This window comes from Mycobacterium sp. Panama NTM2, from assembly GCF_054355555.1.
Genome location: NZ_JBTHXC010000002.1, coordinates 81,908 through 108,166, shown reverse-complemented (window position 1 = coordinate 108,166; position 26,259 = coordinate 81,908). Strand labels below are relative to the sequence as shown.

The following is a 26,259-nucleotide window of genomic DNA, read 5'->3' as shown; positions in this document are numbered from 1 at the left end:
AGTTCATCGCGAACGAGCCAGCCGGTCGACTCTTTGCGGACCGGATGCTCTGGTCGCTGCCATCCCTGATAGCGCTCCCTGGCGCTGCTGACTACGCACCGCAGAATTCCCACTATTGGACGCTCCAGATGAACGGATTTGCGGCGAGACCAGAAGTCGCCGCAGACGGGTCGACCGGCCTAGTTTTGTGCAGATGGGACTTCGGCCGGCTGTAGCCACGCGAACCAAGCGCCACGCTGAGGTGGGTGGTTCACCTCCAGCTCAGCCAAGGCCTGGCCCCTCCGCTTGCAGGTCGACTCGTTGCGTGCGGACCTGGCCACCCACCGACGGCAGGCTGACATAAGCCGTCGATGGCGGTCGAATTGCTCTTCGGGCGTCCCGGGCGGACGGGAACCGAGGGGAAGCGACCGAAGAGCTTGTCCGGCCCTCCCCCCCGTGCGGGCGCCGGGGCATCGAGGATCAGCAACCTTCGATCATGTCGCGCACGGGGCCCAGGTCTCGCCCGGAGCCCCCCCGGATCGGCCGAACTATGATCGGGGCGACCTTGGGGCTGGACACCGCCGGTGTGGACGCCTCCGGGCCGCCAACCTCGCCGCATGGGGCGCTGGAGGCGCTTGACCATCGGTCGCTCAACCAGCAAGTCGTGCGTCCCCATCTCTGGCCACGTTGACCCCCCACCCCAGCAGAAGGTTCCCCCCCGATTTCGCTCTCGGTTGGTACCTAAACAGCTTCGCTATCAAAATCCTCCGTCGCACACCGGTAGGCAACGGGTTAGGCGCTATAGGGCCACGTCATCGCTTTGCACTAGGCTCGCATCGCTCCATACTCGTTACTAACGTCACTGTGACGTAAGCCGCGCTAGCTAACTGTTGCCAGCGGCATATCTCCTGGTAGTCGCTGTTCACCGTGCCGTACAGCCATTCTACATTAGAACGCTAGAACGGTTGTACGATACATTCGTTAATTATTTAACGCTTCCAACGTACTATCGTTTCAGTCTTCAACTGTGATAGGCTTACAGCGTTTGATCGGTACAGCGTTTGATCGGTACAGCGTTTGATCGGTACAGCGTTTGATCGGTACAGCGTTTGATCGGTACAGCGTTTGATCGGTACAGCGTTTGATCGGTACAGCGTTTGATCGGTACAGCGTTTGATCGGTACAGCGTTTGATCGGTACAGCGTTTGATCGGTACAGCGTTTGATCGGTACAGCGTTTGATCGGTACAGCGTTTGATCGGTACAGCGTTTGATCGGTACAGCGTTTGATCGGTACAGCGTTTGATCGGTACAGCGTTTGATCGGTATCTCAATGCTTCGATAGAAAGACACAAACCAATGGCGAAGATTCTCGTCACCCACTCACGAAAGGGTGGCGTCGGAAAAAGCACCAGCGCGTACGAAGTCGCATATTCGCTCGATGCCGTCCTGGTGGACCTCGAGCACGACATCGCCGGCGTCACGTCGATATGGGGGGACCGGCCACTCGACCGAGCCAGGGTTCCAATCCTGGACGCACTTGCGACCGGCCGGACCCCGAAACCCCTCAAGGGGTACCGCAAGCCTCGGCTTGTGCCAGGGCACCCGCACCTTGACAAGGAAGCGCCCAGCCGCGAGCAGATGTCAGAGGCCCTGCTGAAATGGGCGGCGGAGTGGGACACCGATTGGGTCGTTGTCGACACGCATCCGGGGGCCGGTGAGCACACGCATGGTGCCCTTGCTGTGGCAGATGTCGTCCTGGCGCCTACAACCCTAGATCTCCTGGATCTTCGAGGGTTGGAGCAGCTGGTGGACGAGATGGTCGACTACCCGATTGTGGTGCTGCCGACCAAGGTCCGCGCAGTCCCGGCCGCAGTCGGGCTGAAGAAGCTTGAGCAGATCACCGCTGGAACTCCCGTTCAGATCGCACCGCCGATCCCGTTGGTCGCCGACCTGCCCAAACGAACCAAGCGGATTGCTATCACGTCTGAAGAGCCGCCCGCTAAGCCGTTCCGGCTCCTGGCTGAGCGCTACAAACTGGTGTGCGAATTCGTGAAGGAGTACGTGAATGAGTAACGGGATGGACATCCTCAAGGCGCAGCGGGACAAACGCAAGTCGGTGGGCAACGAGATGCCCAAGCCGATGCACGGCCCCCGGGCTACGCCGGTGAGCATCCCTGTCACGAGTGAAGGGGCGGGGGAGCCCACGTCGCCGTCTGTGCCGGCGGCGACGGAAACGCCCGCTTCGTCAGTGGCACTGTCGGCCCCGTCGACTGAGCCTGCCGTGACGCCGAGCGCCAAGGCGAAACGTCCAGCAGCACGGGACAAGTCGGACAAAGCTGCGCCGAGCCAGCCAGCTAGCAACAGCTCCGAGCTTTACCCGACAACGGCGTACCTGGAACTGGAAGAGGACAAGTACATACGTCGTGCGCTTGAAGCCGGGCGATACGGCAAGCCCAAGGTCACCTCGGCAAGCGCGGTCATCCGCTATGCGGTGCGTCACTTGGCCGAACACATGACTCCCGAACAGGTTGTCGCCGCGATCCGCGAAGCTGCGCCCGAAACGTCCAACCAGGGGAGAATCCGCCTTTAATCGCTCTACCGTTCTATCGATAGAACTCGCCGACGCGCCACGATCATCCATTGTGCACTGTTGCGCTATATGTATGCCAACAGTGCATGTAAACTCTGCGGCAACGTGGCGGCGCGGGCACTCACCACCACGTCCACTAAGTGACCACTGCGCAAGGGGACTGGGAGGCGATCATTACGGCCGTCGTGGACCAGGACCACCCCGGCGACCCCGATGTCGCCCTACTCGCACGCCACGTCAAAGCACGCCTACGTCGGCAGGGAATGTCGGTGCTCGCCGCATCGGAGTATGGAATCCTGTCGCGCTCGACGCTGACGGCCATCACTCAGGGTGCCGACCGGGTGCCGAGCTACCGGACGCTATCCAAGCTCGATGACCTGCTGAGCTGGGAGCCTGGATCAGCAGAGCGGGCTCTGCATGGCGGAGAACCGGTACCGCGCGAGGACGGCGTCTACGGCAAACTGCCGGCCCCACCTACCGACGCACCGGAAGAGGACGTCGCCGCGGCGACGGCAGCGCTCAACGATGTCTTCGACACGAGTTTCGAGGACCCGGCCGGCTGGGACTATAACCACCTGCTCCGGTGGATTGATCAGCGCCTACGCGAACTCAACATGACGAAATCCAAGTTCGCCGCCATTGGGGGACCGGCCCGCGCGACGCTGGCGACTCTAGGTAAGCGGGGCTTTGGCCCGAGCGCAGAAACCCTTGATCGGATCGACACATTCTTGCTGTGGGAGCGTGGATCTGCACTCACAGCTCTTCGCGGCGGCACGCCGGTGCGCAAAGGCCCCAAGGTGGCGCCGAACCCGGCACTGGTCCCGCTCAACGGTGCCCTGGACACACTCAATGCTGTGAAGGTGCGTCTGACCCGCCAGAGTCAGAGCCTTTCTCAGCTACATTCGGATGTAGACGAGGCGCTGGAGCGTGTCAGCGTCGCGATCAGTGAACTTGGTGACAGAGAACGCCTTGATGCGTTGCTGTTGTCGGAGATGGGCGACCCCGAACAGGGTGATGCCGCAGGAACGGGAGAAATCCATGACTAGCGGTATTGCAGTAGGGGAGCGCCGACTATGGCCGACACCGAGGACCAGGGTCTGTTCAGCGTCGAGGAATCGGAGCACAGTCACAGTGACCGAGTGGATGCGCCAAGCCGTCGAACAGGTGTACCGCCAACAGATCGGGACACCTCCGGGGTGGTCCCCGGAGCAGACAGAGCTGTTTCTGAGCCTGGTGACCCAGCGGCTGGACGATCAGGCCGCGGCCCTGGCACTGGAGCTGGGGGAGCAGGCGGTGCAGAGCTGGACCCAGCAGCACAACGGCCAGCCGGACCACGAGACGACAGTCGGCCTGCACGAGACGGCTCTACAGAACGCACGCGAAGCGATCGTGCGCCAGAGCCTGTACGACCTCATTCCGCAGCCACCGGAGGGACGCGACAGCCCGCCGCCAACACCGGCCGATATTCCCTGGACTCAACGGTGGCGGCATCTGATCTATCGGGCCGAGCCGAGCGAGCAGATCGAGGAACTCGCAGACCATCTGTGGCCGGACCGCAGCGCGATGTTCCGGGTCAAGGCGGCATTTCTGCTAGCAACCCGGCTGGAAGAAAACCGGGCGATTCCCACCGCCCCGGGCCAGCGCCTGACCCACGACCTGGGAGTCGAGGTCGCCGAAGCGATGACAGCCGAGGGGTATCCGGGCGAGTAGCCCGCAGGCGTAAAGCTCAACCTCTGGCCGAGGACGATCCGCAACTTGCGCTGTTCGCCGAGGACTCCTTCGACCTGCCGACCGATCCGCGCATCATCGACCCCGGTGGCGCTCCACTGCCGCCGCTCATACCGGCAGCACCCGACCAGGACAGCGCCCAACCCGACCACGGGCACTCAGCCGCTATCGATGCCCTGACCCTCAAGCGGCCCGCACGCACCGTACCGATCGGCGACGACACCACCGCCACTACGCTCACCGCTGCCTCACTGGCCACCGCCCCGGCCGCGACGGCGCAGCCTCCCGCAACCCCTACCGTCGCCGCCAGCGACGCGACCGTCAGTGACCCCGAGACGGGCGCATTGCCATTGCCGCCGGCCATCGACTACCGGCCCGGCACCACCATCGCGGTCCCGTCAGGCGCCAAGGCCCGGCTCACCGCCAACCTTGCCGCCATCGACACGCTTATCGCGCTCCAAGGCCAACAGCGCCACGCCACCGCCGCCGAACAAGACACCTTGGCCCGCTGGTCGGGGTGGGGCGCGATCCCCGAGGTCTTCGACACCCGCACCGACACCTACGCGGCCCAGCGCGACTACCTCAAAGAGGCACTGGGCACCGACCAATATCAGGCTGCCTCTAGAAGTACGCTCAATGCCCACTACACCGACCCCGCCATCGCTGAGCAGATGTGGAAAGCGTTGCAGCACGCCGGATTTACCGGCGGCCGGGTCCTGGAGCCCGGGTGTGGCGCGGGAACGTTCATCGGCCTGGCGCCCGAGGCGGCGCAGATGGTCGGCGTAGAGAAAGACCCCATCAGCGCCGCCATCGCCGCCCACCTCTACCCCTCAGCTCAAGTCCGAGCCGAAGGCTACGAAACAACCAACGTCCCCAACGGCTCCTTTGCCGCGGTAATCGGCAACGTCCCGTTCGGAAACTTCGCCCTACGCGACCCCGCCTACAACCCTCGCCGACTGTCCATCCACAACCACTTCATCGTCAAGTCCCTGGACCTCACGGCCCCCGGCGGCTACCAGATCGTTCTCACCAGCCGCTTCACCATGGACAACGCCGATCCCAAAGCGCGCCGCGAAATCCTGTCCCGCGCCGATCTCCTCGGAGCAATACGTTTGCCGTCCAACGCCTTCCGGCGTGTGGCGGGCACCGAAGTAGTCACCGACATCCTCGTGCTGCGCCGCCGCGAAGCCGACCGAGTTATCGAAGACGGCGCTGACGACTGGCTACACACTGCACCGCTGACCGTGGCCGCCGATGACGGCCCCGACACCGAAATCGACATCAACGCCTACTTTCACCGCCACCCCGACAACATCCTCGGCCAGCCCAGCCTCGGCCACGGAATCCACGGCCATCAGACCCTTAACGTGGCTGCCGACGAATCCAGTCCATTGGCCCTGCAAGTCGGGCACCGCCTGCGCGCCATCATCGACGGTGCACTGGATCGCGGCCAAGGGCTCACCGCCACCGCCGCCACGTTGACCGAGGTCAACGACGTCAGTTTCGATCCCGGCCTCATCACCGCCGCTACCACAAGGCTCCCGGCGCGCGACACCCTGCGATTCGATGAAGCATCCGATGAGTTCCAGACCTGGACAGAGGACACCTGGAAGACCGCGAAGGTCTTCAACACCCGCAAGCAGGAGACCATCCACCTGCTCAAGCTGCGTGACGTCGCCAACGCGGTCGTCTCATCGCAACGCGCGGGCCAGCCCAGCGATGTCCGTGAACAACTGCGCGGTGAACTCAACCGGCTCTATGACACCTACGTCGCCAAACACGGACCTATCCAACGCTTCAAGTGGAGCAAGCCGTCAGTCATCACCCAGGACCGCCACGACAAGACGCTAGCGAAATCCATCGAACGGTGGCGGCAGAAAAACCCCGAGCAGCACACTGTGCCCGCCGAGCTCCTCGAAACGTGGGACGAGCAGGCATGGGAAACACCCAGCCAGTACAAGATGCGCCCGCACATCGTCACCGCGCTGCGCAACGACCCCGGTTGGACCACAGTTCTGGCGTTAGAGGGCTACGACGAACTCACCGGACAGACACGCAAGGCACCGATCTTCTCGGTAGACCTGCTGAGCCCACCGCAGGTCCGAGACCGCGCTGAGACCGCCGAAGAGGCCCTCGCTATCAGCCTGGATCAAAACGGTGGCGTGGACATCCTGCACATCGCCGCCCTGCTGAACATCGACCCTGCTGCCGCGCGAGAAAAGATGCGTGGTCTGGTCTTTCCCTCCCTGCGCGACCCCGACATTCTCATCCCCGCAACGCAGGCACTATCCGGCAACGTCCGCCAGCAGCTACGACAAGCACAGGCAGCCGCCGAACACGACCCGCGCTTCCACGAGTACGTCGCTGCGCTGCGCGAAGTCCAGCCAGTCGACCGCGAAGCCAGCCAAATCAGCGCTCGCCCCGGATCACCCTGGATCGACGCCAAGTACATCGCCCAGTTCGCCAGCGAGACCTTCAAAGCCGCTGACGCGACACCAGTGGACGTCAAGGCCGACCACGTACAGGGAGTCTGGTCGATCGAATGCCAAAGCCGAAACACTGCCGCCATGACCGAGACCTGGGGTACCCGGTTCCCTAAACGCGATGCCATCTCCTTGCTCGAAATGGTCTGCAATAACCAAGAAATCGCCATCCGATACACAAAAGAGGAGACCGAAACCACCGGCCGGACCGGTGTCAACCGCAACGCCACCGTCGCCGCGCAAGCCAAAGCCACCAAGATCAGCGATGCGTTCCAGAACTGGGTATTCGCCGATGACACCCGCCGCACCGAACTAGTTGCCACCTACAACGAGCGCTTCAACAGCCTGCGCGCACCCAAGTACAGCGGAGCAGCATTAACGCTGCCCGGTCTGTCACACCGGTTCACCCCACACACCCATCAACGCGACGCGGTAGCCCGCATCATCGCAGAGCCCAACGTTCTTCTCGATCACGTTGTGGGAGCAGGGAAATCGGGAACCATGTTCATGGCAGCCATGGAACTGCGCCGCCTCGGACTGGCCCGCCAACCCTGGATCGTGGTCCCCAACCACATCATCGAACAAGTTGGTAAGGAAGCCAAGTGGTGGTACCCCGGCGCGGAAATCCTGCTCGGCACACCCGGAACCGATGCAGTAGGCCGGCGCCGATTCGTGGCCCAATCAGCCACCTCGGACTGGGATATGGTGATCGCCCCCGAGTCGTTGTTCATGGGTATCCCCGTCGGCCACGACGCCCAGCGCGACTACATCGCCCGAGAATCCAAGATGCTGCGCGAATCACTGGAGAACATCACCGGAGATAACGCCACCGCCGCCACCGTCAAACGGCTCGAGGCGGCACTGCAACGCTACGAATCCAAGCTCGAGAAACTCACCGACCAAGAAGGCAAAGACACCGGACTTCTGTTCGAACACACCGGGTGTGACTACCTGATGATTGACGAAGCCCACATGTACAAAAACCGGACCCGCCTGAGCCCCGTCAAGGAACTCGCCTGCCCGGACGGCTCCGACCGCGCCGACGACCTGGCCATGAAAATGGAACTCCTACGCAACCGCCGACGCGAGGACGCCATCGCCGCCGGCCGCACACCCACCCCCGCCGACGAGCGAGTCGCCACCTTCGCTACCGGAACCCCGATCGCAAACTCCCTCGGCGAGCTATACGTCATGCAACGCTACCTACGCCCCGACCTGCTCGAAGACGCCGGAGTGCTGCACATCAACGACTGGGCAACGACGTTCACCGCCACCGTCAACACCGTCGAAGTCAACGCGACCGGCACACAGCTCAAGCCAGTCACCCGAGTCGGAAAATTCTGCAACCTCCAAGAGCTGCTGCGTATCTCGTCGGTCTTCACCGATGTCATCACCCGCGACCAAATCGGCTTGAAACTGCCCGAACTCAGCAACGACGGCAAGCGCACCATCGTCAGCATCCCCGCCGACCAAACCCTTCGGGACTTCATCACCGACCTCGGCTACCGAGCCGGCACTCTCGATCCGAAAAACCTTGCCCGCGACAACATCCTGAAAATCTCCAACGATGGCCGCGAAGCCAGTCTCGACCCGCGCATGGTCCACCTGCCCGAACCAACCCACTCTCGGACCGCCGCAGTCGCTGAGAACATCATGGCCGTGCACCAGCAGTACGCCGACACGATCTACAAAGACCCCCAATACGGTCACGACATGCCCACACCCGGCGGGCTGCAAATCGTCTTCTGCGACCGCGGCACCCCCAGCAAAGGCAGCAAGAAAAAGAACGACTTCAACATGTACGGCGCTATCCGCGACGACCTGATCGCCCGGGGGATGCCCGCCGAGAAGATCCGCTTCATCCACGACGCCGAAAAAGCCGAAGACAAGCTGCGCTTGTTCGATGACTGCAACCGCGGCCAGGTCTCGGTGCTCATCGGCTCCACCGAGAAAATGGGCACCGGAACCAACGTCCAAACCCGCGCTGTCGCACTGCATCACGTCGATGTTCCATGGCGGCCGGCCGATCTCGAACAGCGCGAAGGCCGCATCATCCGGCAAGGAAACCAAAACGAGACCGTCAGCATCTTCAACTACGTCGTAGAAGGCTCCTATGACGTGGTGATGTGGCAGAAAATTGAAGCCAAATCACTGTTCATCGCGCAGGTCAAACGTGCCGACATCAGCGTCGATGAAGTCGATGACATCGGTGGCAACGAAATGACTGTCGCGGCCGCCGAAACCAAGGCGCTGGCCACCGGAGACCCCCGCTACGTCCGCCAGGTCCAGCTCCAAGACGACATCGAACACCTCGCCGCTCTCGAACGGGCCTACCACGACGGCATGGCGGCCCGCGACCGCGATATCCGACAGCGCCAGCGCCAACTGGACATCACCACCTCCCAACTTGACGCCCTCACACCCACCGTGGACGCCATGGCGTCCCGGCCCGCCGACGCCCCCGTCGACATCGTGGTCGAAGGACGTCGCTACCCAGAACGCAAAGACTGCGCCGCCCCCTTCGCCGAAGTCTGCCGCCGCGTGTACGGCTCGTTGAACAACTCGGCATCCTGGGATAGCCAGCCCCTGAACACCGCGATCAACGGCATGGCTCTACACGCCCGCCGCGACCACGTGGGCGATCGGCTCTGGATCACCCTCGAAGGCCCCTCGGCAGAAATCGCGTTCACCATCCAAGACCTGCACGACAGCGCACCCAAGGTAGGGGAGACCAACGGGGCCAGCAGCGCCAAAGCGCGCGGCCTGCTGACCCGAGTGGAAAACCTTTACAAAGACCTTCCCGCCCATCGCGATCGACTCCAGCTCCAGCACGACCACCTCACCCACGCACTCACCGATCTCACCAACACCGAGGTCGAACCATTCGACCGCGGCGACGAGCTGGCCGCCAAACGCGAAGAACACACCACCCTGACCACACTGCTGCAACTGGAGGCCCAGTCCGAAGCAGCCAAGGCAAAGGCCGCCGAAGCACAGCAGCGATTGTTGGCCGCCGGCCGCCAACCAGGCTGGTCACTGCACCTGAACCCCACCCCATTCCTGATCGGAGAATCCGGGCTCGCCACCGCCGACCAATACCGGTTCGCGCAAGGGCTCGCTGAACAGGCCCGCGCCAGCGAGTACCGAGACGCCCAGCGTGAGGACCACCAAGAGCGCAGTGACGATGGGAGGACATTGTGAGCGCCCCAACGCCGCCCTCAGCAGATCCATGGTGGAGCTACGCGGTCGGAACCGCCGCCGCCCTACGGTCAGGCAAGGAACCGCCGACCGTGGCTGTACACGGCCCATTCCTGAACTCCAACGAGGTCGCCCGACTGAGCAGCCCCGCCACCTACAGCCGTCTCGCCGCCGGCGACGGCAACTATGAACGCGCCCAAGCACCGTTCATGGTCAACCCGGTCCTGATGGCCGCCGCCATGGCCGGCCAAGGTGTCGTCAACAGCCGACGACGACGTGACGCGGACCGCAGCAGTCAACCCCAATGGACCAACTACCGCGACGCCGCTGTCTTGACCACCAACCAGCGGCTGATGTGCAGCCGCCCCCAAGGCGGGTGGACATCGTTCTGGTACAGCGAAATGGCTGAGTTCTACCCCGATCCCCACCGCCGGGCAGTCACCATGTCCTTCGCCGACGACCACACACCGCCACTGCAACTAGCCGGGCCCGCGGTCCCTGCTATCGCGCTCTGGGTCGGACACTCCGTCTACGGGGACCGATGGCACGAAGACCCCCGCTTGGCCGCCCTGCTGCCCAGCCAGGCATCCCAGGAGACCACCACACCCCAGCAGGCCGCCGAGCGCCCCGCTGCTGCAAGCGAGGACGGTCTCACCGCCGAGCAGCAGGCCTGGTGGGAGCGTCACCGCCCCCGCCACAGCCGCCACCACAGCTCCCAGGGCGGGCTGGAGCTATGAGCACCCGCACCCTGCCGCCGCTGGTCATCGCCGCCGAGCTAGGTCGCTACGCCAGCTCCCGATTCGACCACCTCACCGACGGGCGTCCGCTCTACATTCCCGGCTTTCGCGCCGAAGCTGACCCTGTGGTGGCCGCCGCGCAGGCCTCGCTCTACCACCACCCATACAGCGTCAGCCAACTACCGCTGCTTACAGTCCACTTCGACACTATGCTCGACCCCGAACCCGCCACCGCGTGGTTGGTCAGCCTGGCCCACCTTGCCCACCACGACTGCCCCGCATGCGTGAGCACCTGGACAGAAGCCGAGCGCTGCGCCCAGGAACTACCAACCGCCAGCCCTCAGTTTCACGTCGTGGAAACCCCGACCGCTGTCGTGCTGCTGCACTACGAAGACCACCCCTAGTTAGCGGTTCCCACCTTCGGGAAGATACACCGGATGCGACTCCAGCCCACGCGATGTGACAGCACAGCTGCATACTGCGCACCGACCTGCTGGGAGGCATCCGACATTCCCGGAGACGGCATGGACATCACGACCCCTTTCCGCTGGCCACCTTCGCCGGCAACACCACATCGACAGGAGAGCCATCGTGCGTTCGCCAGGTCGCAGTCATGCTGTCAGCGTTCACTTCCAAGATGCTGGAGATCTGCCCTGACAAGGCCGAAAGCCACGGTCCCTCCATTTGTCGCACGTTGAGGACAGCGTGCAGATCCAAGCTCCGCCCTTGCCGCAGCAAACGATTCAACATGGAGACCGTCTCCTCGGACTCCGCTCGTGCCACATAGCCTTCGCGCGTTAGAACTGGCGGGAAGCCGTCAATCAGGTGATCGTCAATGTCGACAACCACCACTACCGCAGGGACGTTCTCGCCCAGGTCGCGCTGCTCACCGGCGCGCGGTCTGTGCAATTCAGCGAAATCCCTTGCCCCAGCCTGCAATAACGTACGCGCTCGCTCTTCGATCAGGTGGTTGACCTGTCCAACTTCCCCCTGTGTGGTCAGCACCTCAACCCCACGCCGAGGAGGCCGTGCGGCCAGCGACTCGACCATCAGCTCGACTGCCCTGCAACGACCGAACCGCGACGCACCGATCACCGCCACGTGCGGACCGTCCCCCCCGGCAGCCATCTCCTCGATACCAACCCAGCAAGGACGACCAGCGGCCTTGCCGATCACGACCTGGAGGGCGCTGTCAGCGTGAGTGACGGCACGCAGAGCCACCGGATACGGCGTACCCGGGAACCGTCGTTGATGGTCGCGCGCTGCGCGTTTGCGTGCATTCGATGACGCCATGAAATCACGAATCCCTTCAAAGACACGTGTGCGTAGCTGCCCACATCAACCGACGCACGATCTTTGTCGGGAGCGCGTGACCCGGTGAGTCTGGTCCCCGGAAAGTAGTTCGGTTCGGTGGCAATTCCGATGTGGGCGGAACTGCGACGCGACCGGGGGAGTCCGCCTTCGCGCAATGGCGTTGCCTGCCAAGATACCTCATCGACTGCCTAATCTGGCGCTATGCGGTGGAGCCGTCGAGGGCCTGCTCCAGTTCGTCGGCGTAGTCGGTGATTTTGTCGCGCTCCGCGCCCAGCGCCCGCATCACGGCGCGGGCTTCCGCGCTCTTGAGGACTTCGGGCATCCGTGTCACCACGGCTCCCAACTGCTCGGCAGCGTTGCGCAGCCGGTATGAGCGCATCCGCGGGTCGGTCTCTAGCGGGAATACGAGGCTGTGGACCGGGTCCACCTCGAACTCGACGGGCGTCTCTTCGTTATGCCGAGGGTCATCACTACCGGCGATGATGCGTGCATAGGTGTGATCTAGGACAATCAGCCGCCGCATCTCGGACTCCATCCGCGCGACGAGGATCAGCAAGGTTCTCGGAATCTGCACATAGACGTCACTGACGGCATTTTCAGGTGAAAAGCCATACGCCCGAACCGTTTCGGCCGCCTCTCGCACCTCAGCGATCAGGTATCGCACACCAGCGACGTCACACCGAATGACATTCCCACCCTCGCGATCTCGGCGGATCTGCTCCACTGTCTCGCGACTCCATCCCTGAAAGCGTCCACCGACGACAGCATCCGGGGCAACAAAACGGCCCGCCCTGATCTCCGAGTTGAGTGCATCCCTGCTAATCCCCAGCTCATCAGCTACTTGCGTGCTGCTCAAATAATTCTTCATGGGCCAAGTATAGAGCTAAACACATTTGTGCGCCACAATTGTGCGACTACGTTGTAGTGTGTCCTCCACTCGGAGTGGTCGTTGCCGACAACCGAGCCCGAGACCTCGGTAAACGACAAATCTGCATCAGATCAAATGAGAAAGCCATGCTGTCCCCAGGCGTAGCGAGAAGGCCCCCGGGCAGATGGGCGACCGGGCATGCATGTCCGCCATGCCGACAGCTCGCGCCGCCCCCGCGGACGTTGCGTCACTGTGACGTTTTGGCCCAGTTTCAGTGCGTGCGGTAGGCGTGTGCGCGATGCTCGATCCGGCCGACGTAAAGCGTGTGGTCGTCGGGGAGTAGACGAAACGTCACCCGGTAGCTTCCTCGCCGCGCTACACGCCAGCCTTCCAGTTCGAACCGCAAGGGCTTGGACATGAGGTACGGATCTGTGGGCAACGTGGCGGTGATGAACTCGGCCATCGCTGCGGACACCTTGTGTGGCAGGCGGTCTAACGCGCGCATCGCGCCCGGCGACAGCTGAACCAACCATGGCTGTGGTTCGCTCACCGCAACCCGTACCGTTGCCGCAGGTCCGCACCTGACACGGCGTTGCCGGCCGCATAGTCGGCATCGGCTTGTCGAAGTTCCTCGACCAGTCCAGGTGTGCGCAGCGCGTGCAAGGTTTCATTCAGTGACTCCAGGTCGTCGGCAGACATGATCACGGCCGCGACCCGTCCGTGACGCGTGATCTGGATGATCTCGTGCGTCGTGTCGGCTTCCTCTACGAGCGCCGACAGCTTGTCTTTGGCTTCACTCAGCGGTACATTCCTCATGCGTCGAGTATAGCCAGGTTTCTGGCCTGTGACTAGCCTGATATTTGGCCGATAACATAGATTATGTCAGCCGAAAGACCGCGTATTGCATCCTGTGAATCAATCGGACGCTGCCCCATTTGAGCATAAGTAGCTCTGCCTCGAGGCAGCAATCCGTCTGCCGCGCCCCCGACCAGCGGCCATGGAACTAGGTACCAATTATCCGCTGGGACCGCTTGCCTGGGCTAACCGCTGGTCACCGCGTTACGTGCTGGAGATACTCGATTCGCTACACAGCGAATACGGCGATTCCCGATACCGCGCCAGCCAGCTGATTCGCTCGTCGAACCGCAGTAAACGCGGCCGCCTCATCGGGTGTGATGGAGAACGGAAACTCAGCTGACGACACTGTGTCCACGAAAAGTTAAGCGACGTAGGATAACACCCGGCGCCTCCTAATTCCGCGCCCAGTCCAGGCGTGCTCTCGTGGGCGAACGACGATCAGGAGTGCGCAAGTTGTCGGCTCACCATTCCGAGATTCGAGAGCTCTTTCTCGCCTCGGCGGATGCGTGCGCGAATCTCATCGACCACCCTGGCGTCGACGCGCCTGGCTGCGGCCTTCGGTCTTGCACAGCGCTTCGTGTGGCATATGGGCCTTGACCCCGGAGTGTGGACACGGGATTTGTATTACGCGGCTTCGGGCAGCGTAGCGGGTGTGTGGTTGTTTTCGTAGGTGGCGGGGCTGATATAGCGGCATCGGGAGTGCCGTCGTTTGATGTTGTAGCGGACCAGCCACAGGAATACCTCCCGGCGACAGGTGCTGGCCTCGGGCCAGGCGCTTCGGTCCTGCAGGACTTCGCGTTTGAGGGAGGCGTTGAACGATTCGGCCAACGCGTTGTCGGCACTTGACCCCACGCCACCCATAGACTGAGTGACTTCCAGCTCCTTGCAGAGTTTCGCGAAATCGGTTGAGGTGTACTGACTTCCGTGATCTGAATGGAACACCGCACCGGCTAGACTTCCGCGTAACGCGTCAGCGGCTTTGAGTGCATCCTCGACGAGTTCGGTGCGCATGTGATCGGCGATCGCCCACCCCGCCACCCGGCCCGAGTAGCAGTCGATCACTGTGGCCAGATACAGATTTGAGCCGGTCGCCAACGGCAGATAGGTGATATCGCCGACATAGCGGCTGTTGACCTGCTCGGCGGTGAAATCCCGTTTGAGCAGATCAGGGACCTTCTGCTTGGCGGGATCCGGCGTGGTGGTCTTGACGCGGCGTCTACGTCGATACCCGGCGATTCCGGCGCCCCGCATCACCCTGGCCACCCGCTTGTGATTGACCCGTTTACCGTCGGGCGCACCGTCGTTGAGTTCGGCGGTGATCCGCGGCGCCCCATAGGTGTTGTCCTCGTCGTGCACGGTGCGGATACGCGCCTCGAGCGCCTCGTCGGCGGCCTTGCGGGCGAGGCGGCCCTGGGCACCGGCCAGCCAGGCGTAGAACGACGAACGCGCGATCTCCACGACCGCGCAGAGCCACTTCACCTCAAAGGTGTGCAGGTGGTCGGCAACGAACTGGAAGCGGCTCACCAGTTCGTCTCCCCGGCGAAATATTTGGCCGCCGACCGCAGAATGTCGCGTTCGGTGGACAACCGGGTCTTGTCGGCACGCAACTGTCCGACCTCGGCGCGTAGTCGGGCCAGCTCCTGGTCAGCGGCCTCCACGCCTGCTGCGGGCCCACCGACTGCGGTGGGGTTGCGGTGCCGGATCGGCACCCCGGCGGCTTTGCACCAGGCCGATAACGTCACCCCGCTGATGCCGAGCTCAGCGGCGATCTGGGTGATCGTCGCGCCGGCAGTGTCTCGATAGAGCGTGACTGCGTCACGTTTGAACTCGTCGGGATAATTTTTCCTTGCCATCGTGGTGGATCATCTCGCTTCCCCCGCCAATCTTGCGGGATTAAGCGTGTCCAACACACGGGGCCAAGGCCCTATGAGTGTCAGAGCCGGACTATCACAGCCTTTGACTGTGTATAGCTGTGAAGCGCCTCGATCCCTTTCTCACGCCCATAGCCCGACTTCTTGAATCCGCCGAACGGCACTTCGACCCCGCCGCCGGCGCCGTACGTGTTGATGTACACCTGGCCTGCGTCGATGCGCGACGCGAGACGATGAGCGCGCGGCAGGTCCTTGGTCCACACCGAGCCCATCAGCGCATACGGAGTCCCATTGGCCAGTTCAATCGCCTCGTCGTCGTCTGCGAACGAGTTGACCACGAGAACGGGTCCGAATATTTCTTCCTGCGCGATGCGGGACGTCGGGTCCACACCATCCACCAGAGTAGGTGCAAAGTAGGCGCAGGACGGGAGCCCGTCATGAGGAGCGGACCCGCCCGTCACGACGGCACCGGTCTTCAGATCCTCGAAGAACGACTCGACGCGGACGCGCTGTTTCACCGACACCAACGGCCCGAGATCTCGATCGTCAAGGCCGGGACCGATCGTCGTGCGCTCGAAGATGCGGGCGACCCGGTCGACGACCTGCCGGCGTCAGCCGCATCGTGGAACGGTGCAGGCCGACGACGGTGCAGGCGCGGCGCTCAGAGACCCCGAACCGCTCACGCAGCGCTATGACGGCGCTGCGCTTGCGATTCGGGGTCAGAAGTTTCCCGCCGAAATCTCCTTCAGCATGTCGATGTCGAGGGCCTGGTTGGCGACCAGCTTCTTGAGCCGGGCGTTCTCGGCTTCGAGCTCCTTGAGGCGTTTAGCCTCGTTGGCCTTCATGCCGCCGTACTGGGCAATCCAGCGATGCCACGTCGACTCGGTGATCTCCAGGTGCCGGCACACCTCAGCCAGCTCCTGGCCGGTCCCGAGCAGCTTGTTGCCCTCGGCGAGCTTCCGGATGATCTGGTCCGGGGTATGCCGCCGGCGCTTGTTCGATGCCATGTCGTTGTCGATTCTTCCTTGCCCGCAGACCGGGCAACAGAGTCGCATAACAACTTGATCTGGCCCCGCCGTTTCGAGCCGTGGTTATGCGAGTTGAGGGATCGAATTGGTGGACATATAGAGCGCTTCGAACTCTACGGGGCTGATGTTACCGAGATAGCTGTGGCGTCGTTCGACGTTATAGAAGTTGTCGATGTAATCTGCCATGGCGGCGGCCAATTCGATGGTGGTGGCCCACTTGCAGGTGTTGAGTAGCTCGACCTGCATCCGTGCCCAGAACGACTCCATGGCGGCGTTGTCGAAGTCTCCCACGGTACCGAATGAGCCGAGCAGTCCCCACCGGCGCATGTTCTCCCCGAAGCTCCAGGACGTGAACTGACTACCGTGGTCGGCATGCAGAATCGTTGGGCCACTTCGGTTTCTGCTGTCGGCGGCCATGTTGACGGCGTTGTTGACCAGGGCGGTGTCGGGAGTGGTGGAGAAGGTGCGGGCCACGATCATCCGTGAGAAGCAGTCCAGGATCGCGCAACAGTAGACCTTGCCGTCACGCGCGGGGTGTTCGGTGATGTCGGTGCACCACAGTTCGTTGGGCCTGGTGGCGGTGAACCGCCGGTTGACCAGGTCAACAGAAGTGTAGACACCGATCAGGTTGGGTTTACGTCGCCCGGGACGAGGCAGCCCGTAGAGGCCGTGCTCGGACATGATCGAGTTGACCAGCTTGTGGTTGACGTTCATCTCGTAGTCGGCCAGCAGCGCAGCACGGACCCGCTTGCGTCCGTAGGTGCCGCGTGATCGCTGATAGATCTCAGTGATCGTGTCGGCGACGATCAACCGCCGCACCTCACGGTCCGGAACTGGACGCCGCCGATGGTATTGCAGCAGTGATCGCGCTAATCCCGTTATACGACAGGCGGACCGGGCCGAGTGTCCTCGCGCGATCAGCCCTTCAGTGATCGCGCGACGGCGTTTTGGGGGCACCACCGCCTGCTCGTCGAACAATTCGCACGCGTCCCGGGTCAGGACCAGCTCTGCCTCGAGCTGCGCGATGCGCTTGTGCGCCGCGGCCAGCTCGTCGGCCTCTATGCTCGGGGTGCCCTCCACGACGCCGGCGTCAATGAGTGCTTGGCGTTTCCAGCGGAACAGGGTCGCTTCGCAGATCCCGGTTTCGACCGCCACGCCGGCTACCGGTTCACCCGCTCGCAGCCGGGAAACTATTTGCCGACGCACCGAGGATGAGTACTGACGGGGCATGTGACCTCCTGCTGATCACTCTGCCCTCGACTCTCACAACCATGGACCAACAACACGGGTACAGATCAACTGGACCACTCCGAAGGGCTCACCTCAGTAGACCCGGCGACAGTGCATAGCTTTTCGTGTACGTCACCCGCTCAAGTCACTACGCCACTCTCATATCATGGATAATTGCTATTATCCATGATATCCGACGGATGCCACTACCACCTCTCTACGCACCTAGAGCCCATTGGAGCCGTAACCGGTTGTTGGGCAACATGTTCCGCGAACGTGAAACTACGATAGAGGCCCACTCGGTGGGTCGCACCAACTCCTGTCAACGCTCGCAATGACGGGCGAGCGGACGAGTGCTCGCGCCACGTTCCTACTCGCCGGCACGAGCCTCGACGAGGCCTCAGGGGACGTCGGCGGCCAGCTTGGAGATGTCGGCGAGGGCGCCGACGTCGACCAGGCCCCAAAGTCGTAGTGGAGGCAATCAAGGAGATTGAATTAGACTGTGCCACTTTTATAGAAGATCTGCTCACCGGTCCGCTGATCGTAAATAATTGCTGTCACTTCGGGCGTGCCACCTGTTGCCTCCGTCCGCTTCGGCGCGGAAGAAGTCGCGGAATGAAATGACGTGCGGCCGGTTGACGAGGAGCTTGAGCGTCGTCCCCCAAAACCCACCCGGAGCGGTCATCGATGCTCCGGCGTCGATTCGCGGCCATTGATGTACTGGTCGAGGGCATGCGCAGTAGCGACCCGCAGTGCGCGACTCGGCGTCTCGAAGGCGGCCGCCTGTCCGACGATCTCGACGATCGACGCGTGGGCTGATGCGATGTGACCGGCGTCAGTGGCGATCGAGCCCGCAACGACGAGTGTGGGAATTCCGTGCTTGCGTGCTTCCGCTAGCACGCAGCCCGGCCCCTTGCCGTTGATGGACGTGTGGTCGAACGCCCCCTCTCCGGTGATGACGAGGTCGACCTCCCGCAGAACCTCCCACAGCCGCAGGTAGTCGGCGACCACCTCGACACCGTCGCGGATCGTCGCGCCCGCCGCGTACAGCGCGCCAGCGAGACCGCCCGCCGCGCCTGAACCCGGCACGTCGCGTACGTCGATTCCGAACCGGTCGAGCCACTCGACGGCATCCGCACTCAGCCGGCGGGTCAAGCGCTCGATGAGTTCAGAGTCCGCTCCCTTCTGCGGCCCGAACACCTCTGCGGCCTGCAGGAAAGGGGTGGACGTGTCGACCAGTACCTCGACGGTGCCGTCGGCGAACGGAACGTCGGACGTCAGCGCCGCCAGCGCGCCCCGGCCTCCGTCGGTTGTCGCCACGCCACCCATCCCGACGAGGATCTTGGTGGCTCCGAGTTCAACTGCTTCCCTGATTAGTTCGCCGGTTCCGATGGTCGATGCGGCCCACGGATCGTTCTCGGCCGCGCCGCCGACGAGCACCAGGCCCGAGGCGGCTGCCGACTCGATGATCGCTGTACGGTCGTCGAGCCGCCATAGCGCTCTCGCCGTACGGCCCAGCGGATCGGTCACCGTCGAGGTCTGGTTGGCGCCCCCGAGTACGGCTACCGTGCCGTCGCCACCGTCGGCGATCGGCAGCTGCTCGATGACGACGGTGCCTGCCCCAAATACGTCAGCGACGGCCGCCGCCATCGCATCCGCCGCCTCGGCGGCGGTCAGCGTGCCCTTGAACTTGTCGGGTGCGATGAGCACCCGCATGGGTTCAGCTGGAGACATACATGACCTTCACCTGAGCAATGATCAGAACCTGTGGATGAGCCTCGGCGAGGCGGCGTGAAAGTGGGCGCACCTTCCCGAGGATGATCTGAAAGTCCAGTAGCTCTGATCAAGACCGGCGTTGGCGCGCTGGTTGGGAAGGTACGCCCATGCTCACCGTAGTTCACGATGCCCGGGAGGCCAACGACAAGACGGCCGGCCACCGGTCGTTGCTCGATGAGATCGTCCGCGACGGTGCCCGCCAGATGCTGGCCGCGGCGCTGCAGGCCGAAGTCGCCGCCTATGTGGAGCAGTTCGCCGACCAACTCGACGAGGACGGCCGCCGGCTGGTGGTGCGCAATGGCTATCACCAGGCCCGCGAGGTGCTGACCGCGGCCGGCGCCGTCGAGGTCAAAGCACCGCGAGTGAACGACAAACGGGTCGACCCCGATACCGGTGAGCGGCAGCGGTTTTCCTCGGCGATCCTGCCCGCGTGGGCGCGCAAGTCTCCGCAGATGAGTGAGGTGCTGCCACTGCTGTATCTGCACGGGTTGTCGACCAGCGATTTCGGGCCGGCGCTCGAGCAGTTCCTCGGGTCCGGCGCCGGGCTGTCGGCCACCACGATCACCCGACTGACCAGCCAGTGGCAAGACGAGGCCCGTACCTTCGCCGCCCGGGATCTCTCCGGCAGCGACTACGTCTATCTGTGGGTCGACGGCATTCACCTCAAGGTGCGTTTGGACCAGGAGAAGCTGTGCCTGCTGGTGATGCTCGGCGTGCGCTCTGACGGCCGCAAGGAGCTCGTCGCGATCACCGACGGTTATCGGGAGTCCACGGAGTCGTGGGCGGATCTGTTGCGCGACTGCAAGCGTCGCGGGATGACCGCCCCGGTGCTCGCGGTCGGCGACGGCGCACTGGGGTTCTGGAAGGCGGTCCGCGAGGTATTCCCGGCTACCAGAGAACAGCGCTGCTGGTTCCACAAACAGGCCAATGTGCTTGCTGCGTTGCCGAAGTCAGCGCACCCGGCCGCGTTGGCGTCGATCAAGGACATCTACAACGCCGAGGACATCGACAAAGCCCAGGTTGCCATCAAGGCCTTCGAGGTCGACTTCGGCGCCAAGTATCCCAAGGCGGTCGCCAAGATAGTGGACGACGCCGATGTGCTGTTGGAGTTCTACCACTATCCGGCCGAACATTGGATCCACCTGCGAACCACGAATCCGATCGAATCGACCTTTGCCACAGTGCGTTTGAGGACGAAAGTTACCAAGGGGCCTGGATCGCGTGCGGCCGGGATTGCCATGGCCTACAAGCTGATCGATGCTGCCCATGCCCGCTGGAGGGCCGTCAACGCCCCACACCTGGTCGCCCTCGTGCGCGCCGGAGCGGTCTTCCACAAAGGAAAACTGCTCGAACGACCCACCGACATCACCCCACCACAACCGACCTCAGACGGCGATCAGCATGCCGGAACGGAGGTCGCCTGAAACACCCGATCCACAGGTCTTGACAATTTCTCCCTTCACCTTGGTGAAGAAGTCCTGTGCCGCATGCCCGATCGAGTAAGGGCCTAGTCCGCTGGCGCCGGCCCCTCCGAACGGGACGTGCGCCTGACTAGAGGTGCCGTGGTTTACGTGAACCATGCCGGTGTCAAGTTGGTTCGCATAGCGCAGCGCGGTCGCGATGTCGCGGGTGAAGATGGACCCTGCCAAGCCGTACTCCGAGTCGTTGGCGACTCGGATCGCCTCACCGGCATCAGCGACCCGAATCACCGCGAGCACGGGGCCGAAGACCTCTTCCCTGGCGACGGTCATGTCGGGCGTCACCCGGTCTAGGAGCGTCGGCGCGAGGTACGGGCCCGACGGCACCTCGGTCCGCTTGGTGACCACTTCCGCGCCCTCTGCGATCGCTCCGTCTAGGTACGCGGCGACCGATTTCCGCGCGTCCTCCGAGACCAGCGGACCCACGTCCACGGAATCGGTCCCGGGGCTCGGATGCATTATTTCGACGAGGGATCCGCCGATGGACAGGTGGTGCTGCTGTTGCACGGTGAGCCATCGTGGTCCTACCTGTACCGGCACATGATCCCGGTGCTGGTCGACGCCGGCCTCCGCACCGTCGCGATCGATCTCGTCGGATTCGGGCGAAGCGATAAGCCAGCAAGCCGTGAAGACTACAGCTACGCAGCGCACGTCGCGTGGATGTGGGCCGCGTTGGAGGCGTTGCAATTCAACGCGATCACGCTCGTATGTCAGGACTGGGGCGGCCTCATCGGGCTACGCCTGGTGGGTGAGCACTCTGACCGATTCGCCCGGGTGGTTGCTGCCAACACATTTCTTCCGACCGGTGACCACGCTCCCGGCGAGGCCTTCCTAGCGTGGCAGCACTATAGCCAGACCGCACCGGAGTTCGCCGTCGGCAACATCGTTGACGGCGGATGCGTGTCCCAACTAACGCCCGCCGTGCGCGCCGCCTACGACGCGCCGTTTCCGGATGACAGCTTCAAAGCCGGTGCCCCGCAGTTCCCGCTTCTCGTGCCGACGATGCCCGATGATCCCGCCGCCCAGGCTAACCGTGCGGCGTGGGAGGCACTGCGCCACTATGACCGCCCGTTCCTCTGCGCGTTCTCCGACTCCGACCCGATTACCCGCGGCGCCGAACAAGCACTCCGCGAACACATTCCGGGTGCCGCGAGCCACCCGCCGGTCACCATCACCGGTGCCGGTCATTTCCTGCAGGAGGACAAGGGCTCAGAATTGGCGCGGGTCGTGGCGGACTTCGTTGCCAGCACCACGGATGATTCCTGACCTAGACTGAGTAGCAACCAATTCGGACCCGGGTTCGGAAACGCCTGCGCCCATCCACGCCAACCCGGATGCGTAGTTATCTACGTGTTGTTCCAGCCGCTCAGCGCGTCCAGCAGGCGATTACGAAAACCGGCTTCGAGCTCATCAGCATGGAGCGCTCCCAGCGTTCGCACGGTCACCCGGAACTGCTCGAGATAGTTGCAACACCCATCGCAGTCGACCATGTGGCTGTCGAAGCGGGCTTGCGTTTCCCGGTCCATTGCCCCGTCGAGGTAATCGGTGACCAACTCTACGAATTCGTTGCAATCCAACGCTTCCCGGCTCATTCATCCCCTCCTTTGAGGTAGCTTTCCAGGGCTTGGCGCACCGCCGCGCGGCCACGGTGTAGTAGCACGCGCTGATTACCGGCGGTGATGTCCAGCATCTCCAAAACTTCTGCCGAATCAAATCCGAGCATGTCGCGCAACGTGACCACCATGCGCTGCGCTTCGGGGAGAAGATCGAGTTCGGCACGCGCCACGGCCATGAGTTCACCACTGAGAAGAGACCCTTCCGGTGATTCCGGGAAAGGCGAAGGTGTCTCGGTGTCCTTCCAGTGGCCGGACCACTGCTCACCCTCGGCGCGGAACCGTGCGGGATCAACTGTGCCGCCGGTGTATGCCGCGATCGCGGTATCGCGATCGCGGCGTTCGCGGACTCCGCGCTTCTTCGCGATGTTGATCATCACGGTGAAAAGCCAACTCTTCAAAGAGGACCGGCCCTCGAAACCGGCGAGCCCCTTGATGAGCGCGATCCAGGTGTCCTGGACGACCTCCTCCGCGATCTCGACACTTGGGACATAGCCGCGCGCCACACGCAACATCGACGGGGCATAAGCGTCGACGAGATCGGCGAAGACACGTTGGTCGCCGTTGCGCAACGACGAGATCAACGCCGCTTCATCCACTGTCTTACTCATCGATCACAATTCTAACGTGAAGCCAGACGCTGGTAGGTTTTTAGCTCGTCCGTTCTTGTGACCGATCCAGTCTTGAGGTGCCGCCGCGTAACCGCCCAATAAAGGCATCCGAACCCAGCAAGTGCAGGCACAGCATGACGTAACCCACCGTCAGCATCGTCATCACAGTCACCACCGCGATTATCAACGGACTGACCGCCGCTGCGGCGATTGGATGTCAGGAGTTCGCTGAAGGTTTACAAAGGACTACTTCGAGTGCATGGTTGAGTGATATCTCGAGCGACTTTGTATCGTCATGCACTGCGGACATGAGCACTCCACCTTCCGGCTTCGCCCGCACCCGAGTCTTTTTCGCTAAGTGCGGCTGCGCCGAAGAAGCGCGGATCCGCGACTACTACGAACCTCCGGCGACGATATGATCCTGTTCCGCAAGGACCTAACCGCTTACACACATGACCGACCTCGCCGTTCAGGACGCTCTCCTCATCGGCCTTGGGTTGCAGGTCGCCACGAGTCACCGATGACCGATGACCTATTGACTGCCCTGGGTCACTGGGCAACGAACGTCAAGCACCGTGGTTGGAAGGTAGTTGGCTGGGAGACGGCTTCTTGGCCGTGCACGGTTGCTTGTGCCTCGGCCCCGTTTCTACCTGGTGGACGCCGCAGTCGGGCTCGTTGAGCCGAGACTCGGCTACCGAGGCCATCAGTGGCCAACCGATGACCCGCTCTTGACCAGGCAAAGTCCGATCTCTGTCCGTGTGGTTGTAACGGTCGGCGGTCGCGCAACCACGACCTCAGGAGAGCAAGAAAAACCGACGACGATGCCGCTGTCTCCCGAAGCCTTCGTCGCACATCCAGAGAGGGAAAGCCGATGTCACGTCCACACCGCCTAGTCAGAGCTGGCTTGTTTGCATGTCGTCACATTGAGCACGCGGAGGTCGGGCAAGGATCGGCACAAGACAACGGCGTCGTTCGCTGTCAGGAGTTCGTCGAACTCGTCACGGACTACCTCGACGACTCCCTCGATGCGCCCGCGCGACAGCGCCTTGACGGCCATCTCGACGATTGCGCGCCCTGTAGCGCCTATCTTGAGCAGTTTCGTTTCACCATCGCCGCTATCGCCCGTGTCGAGAACCCACCGGTTGATGCGTTGAGAAGTCGCCTCCTGGCCGCGTTCTCCGTCGTGAATGACCGGATCTGACCAGTACCGGCGCGTCTTCGCGAACGGACCACGGTGTGGATATCGTGACAGGTGGCTCATCGCGCTTCTCTTTCACAGCGAGTGCATTGCAGCCTCTACATCCTGAGTGGACTATGGAGTACAGTGACGGTGCGGCAGCGGCCGAGCACAGAGATCGACAACGGCGTTGGGCCCTCTGAGTTAGGCCGTTGTGTCTAAACCGATTGTAGTGCTTCCCGTTCCGGAGGCGATCGTCTTGCAGGCGGCGCTGCTGGCTCCGCGTATCCATGACTAGAGGAGAGTGAGTCGTCGTTGATCGAGGAGCATTTCGACATCGTCGTAATCGGTGCCGGCCCTGGCGGCGAAGTCGCGGCCGGGCGCCTCGCCGAATCCGGTCTCACCGTGGCGATCATCGAAGCTGATCTCGTCGGTGGCGAGTGCTCCTTCTGGGGATGTATGCCCTCCAAGGCATTGCTGCGGCCTGCCCAAGCGCTGCATGAGAGCATGCGGACTGCCGGGGCGCGCGAAGCGGTGAGCGGCTCGGTCGCCGTCGCCGGGGTACTGCGCCGCCGCGACGAGCTGGTTGGCCATCTCGACGATGCGGGCCAGGTGCCCTGGCTGGAGGCGCGTCAAGTCAAGTTGTGGCGCGGACGAGGTGTGATCGTCGGGAAGAAGCAGGTCCGCGTCGGTGATGCCCTGCTGAGCGCCAGGCGCGCGGTAATCGTGGCCACCGGCAGCTCGGCTGCGCTACTGCCCATCCCAGGTCTGGCGGACAGCCAGCCCTGGACGAACAGGGAAGCCACCACCACAGCGACGATTCCGGACAGCCTCGTCGTCTTGGGCGGTGGAGTCGTCGGCAGTGAGCTTTCTCAGGCCTTCCAATCTTTGGGCTCCGCAGTGACTTTGGTTGAACCTGGCCCACGATTGCTGGGCCGCGAGGAACCCTTCGCCGCCGAGCAGGTCGAAGCGGCCCTCGCCCGCGACGGTGTCGACGTCCGAGTTCAGACGACCGCCACCAGCGTGCACCGCACCGAAGCCGGCGTCACCGTAGAACTCTCCGATGACAGCACCGTCACCGCCGAGAAAGTTCTTGTCGCGGCCGGCCGCCGAGCGAACACCGTCGGGTTGGGGCTCGAATCAGTCGGTCTGAACCCCGACGGACCGATCGCCACCGATGTGCACCTGCGCGCGATCGGCGCCGAAGATTGGCTCTACGCCGTCGGTGACGCAAACGGACGGGCGCTGCTCACCCACCAGGGCAAGTATCAAGGCCGCATCGCCGCCGACCACATTCTGGGCCGCTTCAACCCGTCTATCGTCTACGGCGGCGCGCTATCACCTCGCGTCGTGTTTACCGAACCTCAGGTCGCGGCGGTCGGACACACGTTGGCTTCCGCACATGCCGCGGGTATTGACGCACGCGCAGCGGATGCGGACATGAATTCCACTGCGGGATCTGCATTCGTCGGCCGCGGTGAACCCGGTACAGCCCGGATCGTGGTTGACGAGAATCGCCGGGTTCTGGTCGGAGCGACCTTTACCGGAGCCGAAGTGACGGAACAGATCCACGCTGCGACCATCGCCATTGTGGCCGACGTCGCCATCGACCGTCTCTGGCACGCGGTGCCGAGTTTCCCTACCCGCAGCGAGATCTGGCTCAAGCTGTTAGAAGCCTACGGCTTGTAACAGTTTGCCGCCGACCGGGTCAGTCGCAA

Annotated in this window: 23 protein-coding genes and 1 pseudogene; 12 read left to right on the top strand and 12 right to left on the bottom strand. The window is 63.1% G+C overall.

The annotated features are described in order from the left end of the window. Positions 1-1,337 precede the first annotated feature (1,337 nt). The 7 genes from ACXYX3_RS27155 (at position 1,338) to ACXYX3_RS27125 (ending at position 11,121) form a co-directional block, all read left to right on the top strand. On the top strand, positions 1,338-2,054 hold the full coding sequence (locus ACXYX3_RS27155; protein WP_083129138.1) for a ParA family protein: 717 nt from the start codon (positions 1,338-1,340) through the stop codon (positions 2,052-2,054). After that, complete coding sequence (locus ACXYX3_RS27150; RefSeq protein WP_133259165.1) at positions 2,047-2,571, top strand: ribbon-helix-helix domain-containing protein; 525 nt, start codon at positions 2,047-2,049, stop codon at positions 2,569-2,571. The genes ACXYX3_RS27155 and ACXYX3_RS27150 overlap by 8 nt, the downstream gene beginning before the upstream one ends. Before the next feature lie 140 nt (positions 2,572-2,711). Continuing rightward, positions 2,712-3,617 (top strand): hypothetical protein, encoded by a 906-nt coding sequence (locus ACXYX3_RS27145; RefSeq protein WP_068920380.1) that lies wholly within the window; start codon positions 2,712-2,714, stop codon positions 3,615-3,617. A gap of 85 nt (positions 3,618-3,702) precedes the next feature. Then, positions 3,703-4,281, top strand: coding sequence for a hypothetical protein (locus tag ACXYX3_RS27140; protein ID WP_159229546.1), 579 nt, complete (start codon positions 3,703-3,705; stop codon positions 4,279-4,281). 362 nt (positions 4,282-4,643) lie between these two features. Further along, positions 4,644-9,983 carry a helicase-related protein gene (locus ACXYX3_RS27135; protein ID WP_234809908.1) on the top strand — a complete coding sequence of 1,780 codons (5,340 nt, stop codon included), beginning with the start codon at positions 4,644-4,646 and terminating at the stop codon, positions 9,981-9,983. An 89-nt stretch (positions 9,984-10,072) separates the two neighbouring features. Beyond that, positions 10,073-10,717: a hypothetical protein gene (locus ACXYX3_RS27130; protein ID WP_234897317.1), complete on the top strand. Its 645-nt coding sequence runs from the start codon at positions 10,073-10,075 to the stop codon at positions 10,715-10,717. Then, complete coding sequence (locus ACXYX3_RS27125) at positions 10,714-11,121, top strand: hypothetical protein (RefSeq protein WP_083129141.1); 408 nt, start codon at positions 10,714-10,716, stop codon at positions 11,119-11,121. The genes ACXYX3_RS27130 and ACXYX3_RS27125 overlap by 4 nt, the downstream gene beginning before the upstream one ends. 127 nt (positions 11,122-11,248) lie before the next feature. Here ACXYX3_RS27125 and ACXYX3_RS27120 read toward each other — a convergent pair whose 3' ends face one another. The 4 genes from ACXYX3_RS27120 to ACXYX3_RS27105 all read right to left on the bottom strand — a co-directional run bounded on the left by ACXYX3_RS27120 (position 11,249) and on the right by ACXYX3_RS27105 (position 13,715). Next, positions 11,249-11,938: a hypothetical protein gene (locus tag ACXYX3_RS27120; protein ID WP_083129142.1), complete on the bottom strand. Its 690-nt coding sequence runs from the start codon at positions 11,936-11,938 to the stop codon at positions 11,249-11,251. A 292-nt stretch (positions 11,939-12,230) separates the two neighbouring features. Further along, positions 12,231-12,899, bottom strand: coding sequence for a hypothetical protein (locus ACXYX3_RS27115; RefSeq protein ID WP_133056251.1), 669 nt, complete (start codon positions 12,897-12,899; stop codon positions 12,231-12,233). 271 nt (positions 12,900-13,170) lie between these two features. Then, entirely contained in the window at positions 13,171-13,404 is a 234-nt protein-coding gene (locus tag ACXYX3_RS27110; protein ID WP_234897325.1) for a type II toxin-antitoxin system RelE family toxin, read from the bottom strand. A gap of 41 nt (positions 13,405-13,445) precedes the next feature. After that, positions 13,446-13,715: a type II toxin-antitoxin system Phd/YefM family antitoxin gene (locus ACXYX3_RS27105; RefSeq protein ID WP_039584126.1), complete on the bottom strand. Its 270-nt coding sequence runs from the start codon at positions 13,713-13,715 to the stop codon at positions 13,446-13,448. Positions 13,716-13,896: 181 nt separating this feature from the next. Here ACXYX3_RS27105 and ACXYX3_RS27100 point away from each other — a divergent pair, with 181 nt between their 5' ends. Continuing rightward, on the top strand, positions 13,897-14,097 hold the full coding sequence (locus ACXYX3_RS27100) for a 3-hydroxyacyl-CoA dehydrogenase family protein (RefSeq protein WP_458612321.1): 201 nt from the start codon (positions 13,897-13,899) through the stop codon (positions 14,095-14,097). Between the two features lie 284 nt (positions 14,098-14,381). On the opposite strand, the gene ACXYX3_RS27095 is transcribed toward ACXYX3_RS27100, so the two are convergent. The 5 genes and pseudogenes from ACXYX3_RS27095 to ACXYX3_RS27075 form a co-directional block, all read right to left on the bottom strand. After that, positions 14,382-15,610 (bottom strand): IS3 family transposase gene (locus ACXYX3_RS27095; RefSeq protein ID WP_458612320.1). Its coding sequence is split into 2 segments (ribosomal slippage): positions 14,382-15,292 and positions 15,292-15,610, totalling 1,230 coding nucleotides; the frame shifts between segments, so codons are not numbered across the junction. Positions 15,611-15,690: 80 nt separating this feature from the next. Continuing rightward, positions 15,691-16,191: an aldehyde dehydrogenase family protein gene (locus ACXYX3_RS27090; protein WP_458612322.1), complete on the bottom strand. Its 501-nt coding sequence runs from the start codon at positions 16,189-16,191 to the stop codon at positions 15,691-15,693. A 7-nt stretch (positions 16,192-16,198) separates the two neighbouring features. Beyond that, positions 16,199-16,635, bottom strand: a pseudogene (locus ACXYX3_RS27085) (transposase); the annotation flags it as partial. 84 nt (positions 16,636-16,719) lie between these two features. Then, entirely contained in the window at positions 16,720-17,886 is a 1,167-nt protein-coding gene (locus tag ACXYX3_RS27080; protein ID WP_458612319.1) for an IS3 family transposase, read from the bottom strand. Between the two features lie 681 nt (positions 17,887-18,567). Further along, positions 18,568-19,602, bottom strand: a complete 1,035-nt coding sequence (locus ACXYX3_RS27075; protein WP_458612318.1) for a glycerate kinase — start codon at positions 19,600-19,602, stop codon at positions 18,568-18,570. Positions 19,603-19,769: 167 nt separating this feature from the next. Between ACXYX3_RS27075 and ACXYX3_RS27070 the strand changes: the two genes are divergently transcribed. Beyond that, positions 19,770-21,086, top strand: coding sequence for an IS256 family transposase (locus ACXYX3_RS27070; RefSeq protein WP_054430305.1), 1,317 nt, complete (start codon positions 19,770-19,772; stop codon positions 21,084-21,086). Here the strand turns inward: ACXYX3_RS27070 and ACXYX3_RS27065 are convergent. After that, entirely contained in the window at positions 21,048-21,647 is a 600-nt protein-coding gene (locus tag ACXYX3_RS27065; RefSeq protein WP_458612317.1) for an aldehyde dehydrogenase family protein, read from the bottom strand. The genes ACXYX3_RS27070 and ACXYX3_RS27065 overlap by 39 nt on opposite strands. Here ACXYX3_RS27065 and ACXYX3_RS27060 point away from each other — a divergent pair. Beyond that, positions 21,630-22,406 carry a haloalkane dehalogenase gene (locus ACXYX3_RS27060; protein WP_458612316.1) on the top strand — a complete coding sequence of 259 codons (777 nt, stop codon included), beginning with the start codon at positions 21,630-21,632 and terminating at the stop codon, positions 22,404-22,406. The genes ACXYX3_RS27065 and ACXYX3_RS27060 overlap by 18 nt on opposite strands. A gap of 80 nt (positions 22,407-22,486) precedes the next feature. On the opposite strand, the gene ACXYX3_RS27055 is transcribed toward ACXYX3_RS27060, so the two are convergent. Both ACXYX3_RS27055 and ACXYX3_RS27050 read right to left on the bottom strand, forming a co-directional pair. Next, positions 22,487-22,732: an anti-sigma factor family protein gene (locus tag ACXYX3_RS27055; protein WP_033718750.1), complete on the bottom strand. Its 246-nt coding sequence runs from the start codon at positions 22,730-22,732 to the stop codon at positions 22,487-22,489. Then, positions 22,729-23,364 carry an RNA polymerase sigma factor gene (locus ACXYX3_RS27050; protein ID WP_033718749.1) on the bottom strand — a complete coding sequence of 212 codons (636 nt, stop codon included), beginning with the start codon at positions 23,362-23,364 and terminating at the stop codon, positions 22,729-22,731. Before ACXYX3_RS27050 ends, ACXYX3_RS27055 begins: the two co-directional genes overlap by 4 nt. Positions 23,365-24,235: 871 nt before the next feature. Between ACXYX3_RS27050 and ACXYX3_RS27045 the strand changes: the two genes are divergently transcribed. Both ACXYX3_RS27045 and ACXYX3_RS27040 read left to right on the top strand, forming a co-directional pair. Next, entirely contained in the window at positions 24,236-24,565 is a 330-nt protein-coding gene (locus ACXYX3_RS27045) for an anti-sigma factor family protein (RefSeq protein ID WP_080691771.1), read from the top strand. 291 nt (positions 24,566-24,856) lie between these two features. Further along, a complete protein-coding gene (locus tag ACXYX3_RS27040; RefSeq protein ID WP_458612315.1) occupies positions 24,857-26,230 on the top strand; it encodes a dihydrolipoyl dehydrogenase family protein in 1,374 nt (457 codons plus the stop codon). The last annotated feature ends 29 nt before the right edge of the window (positions 26,231-26,259 follow it).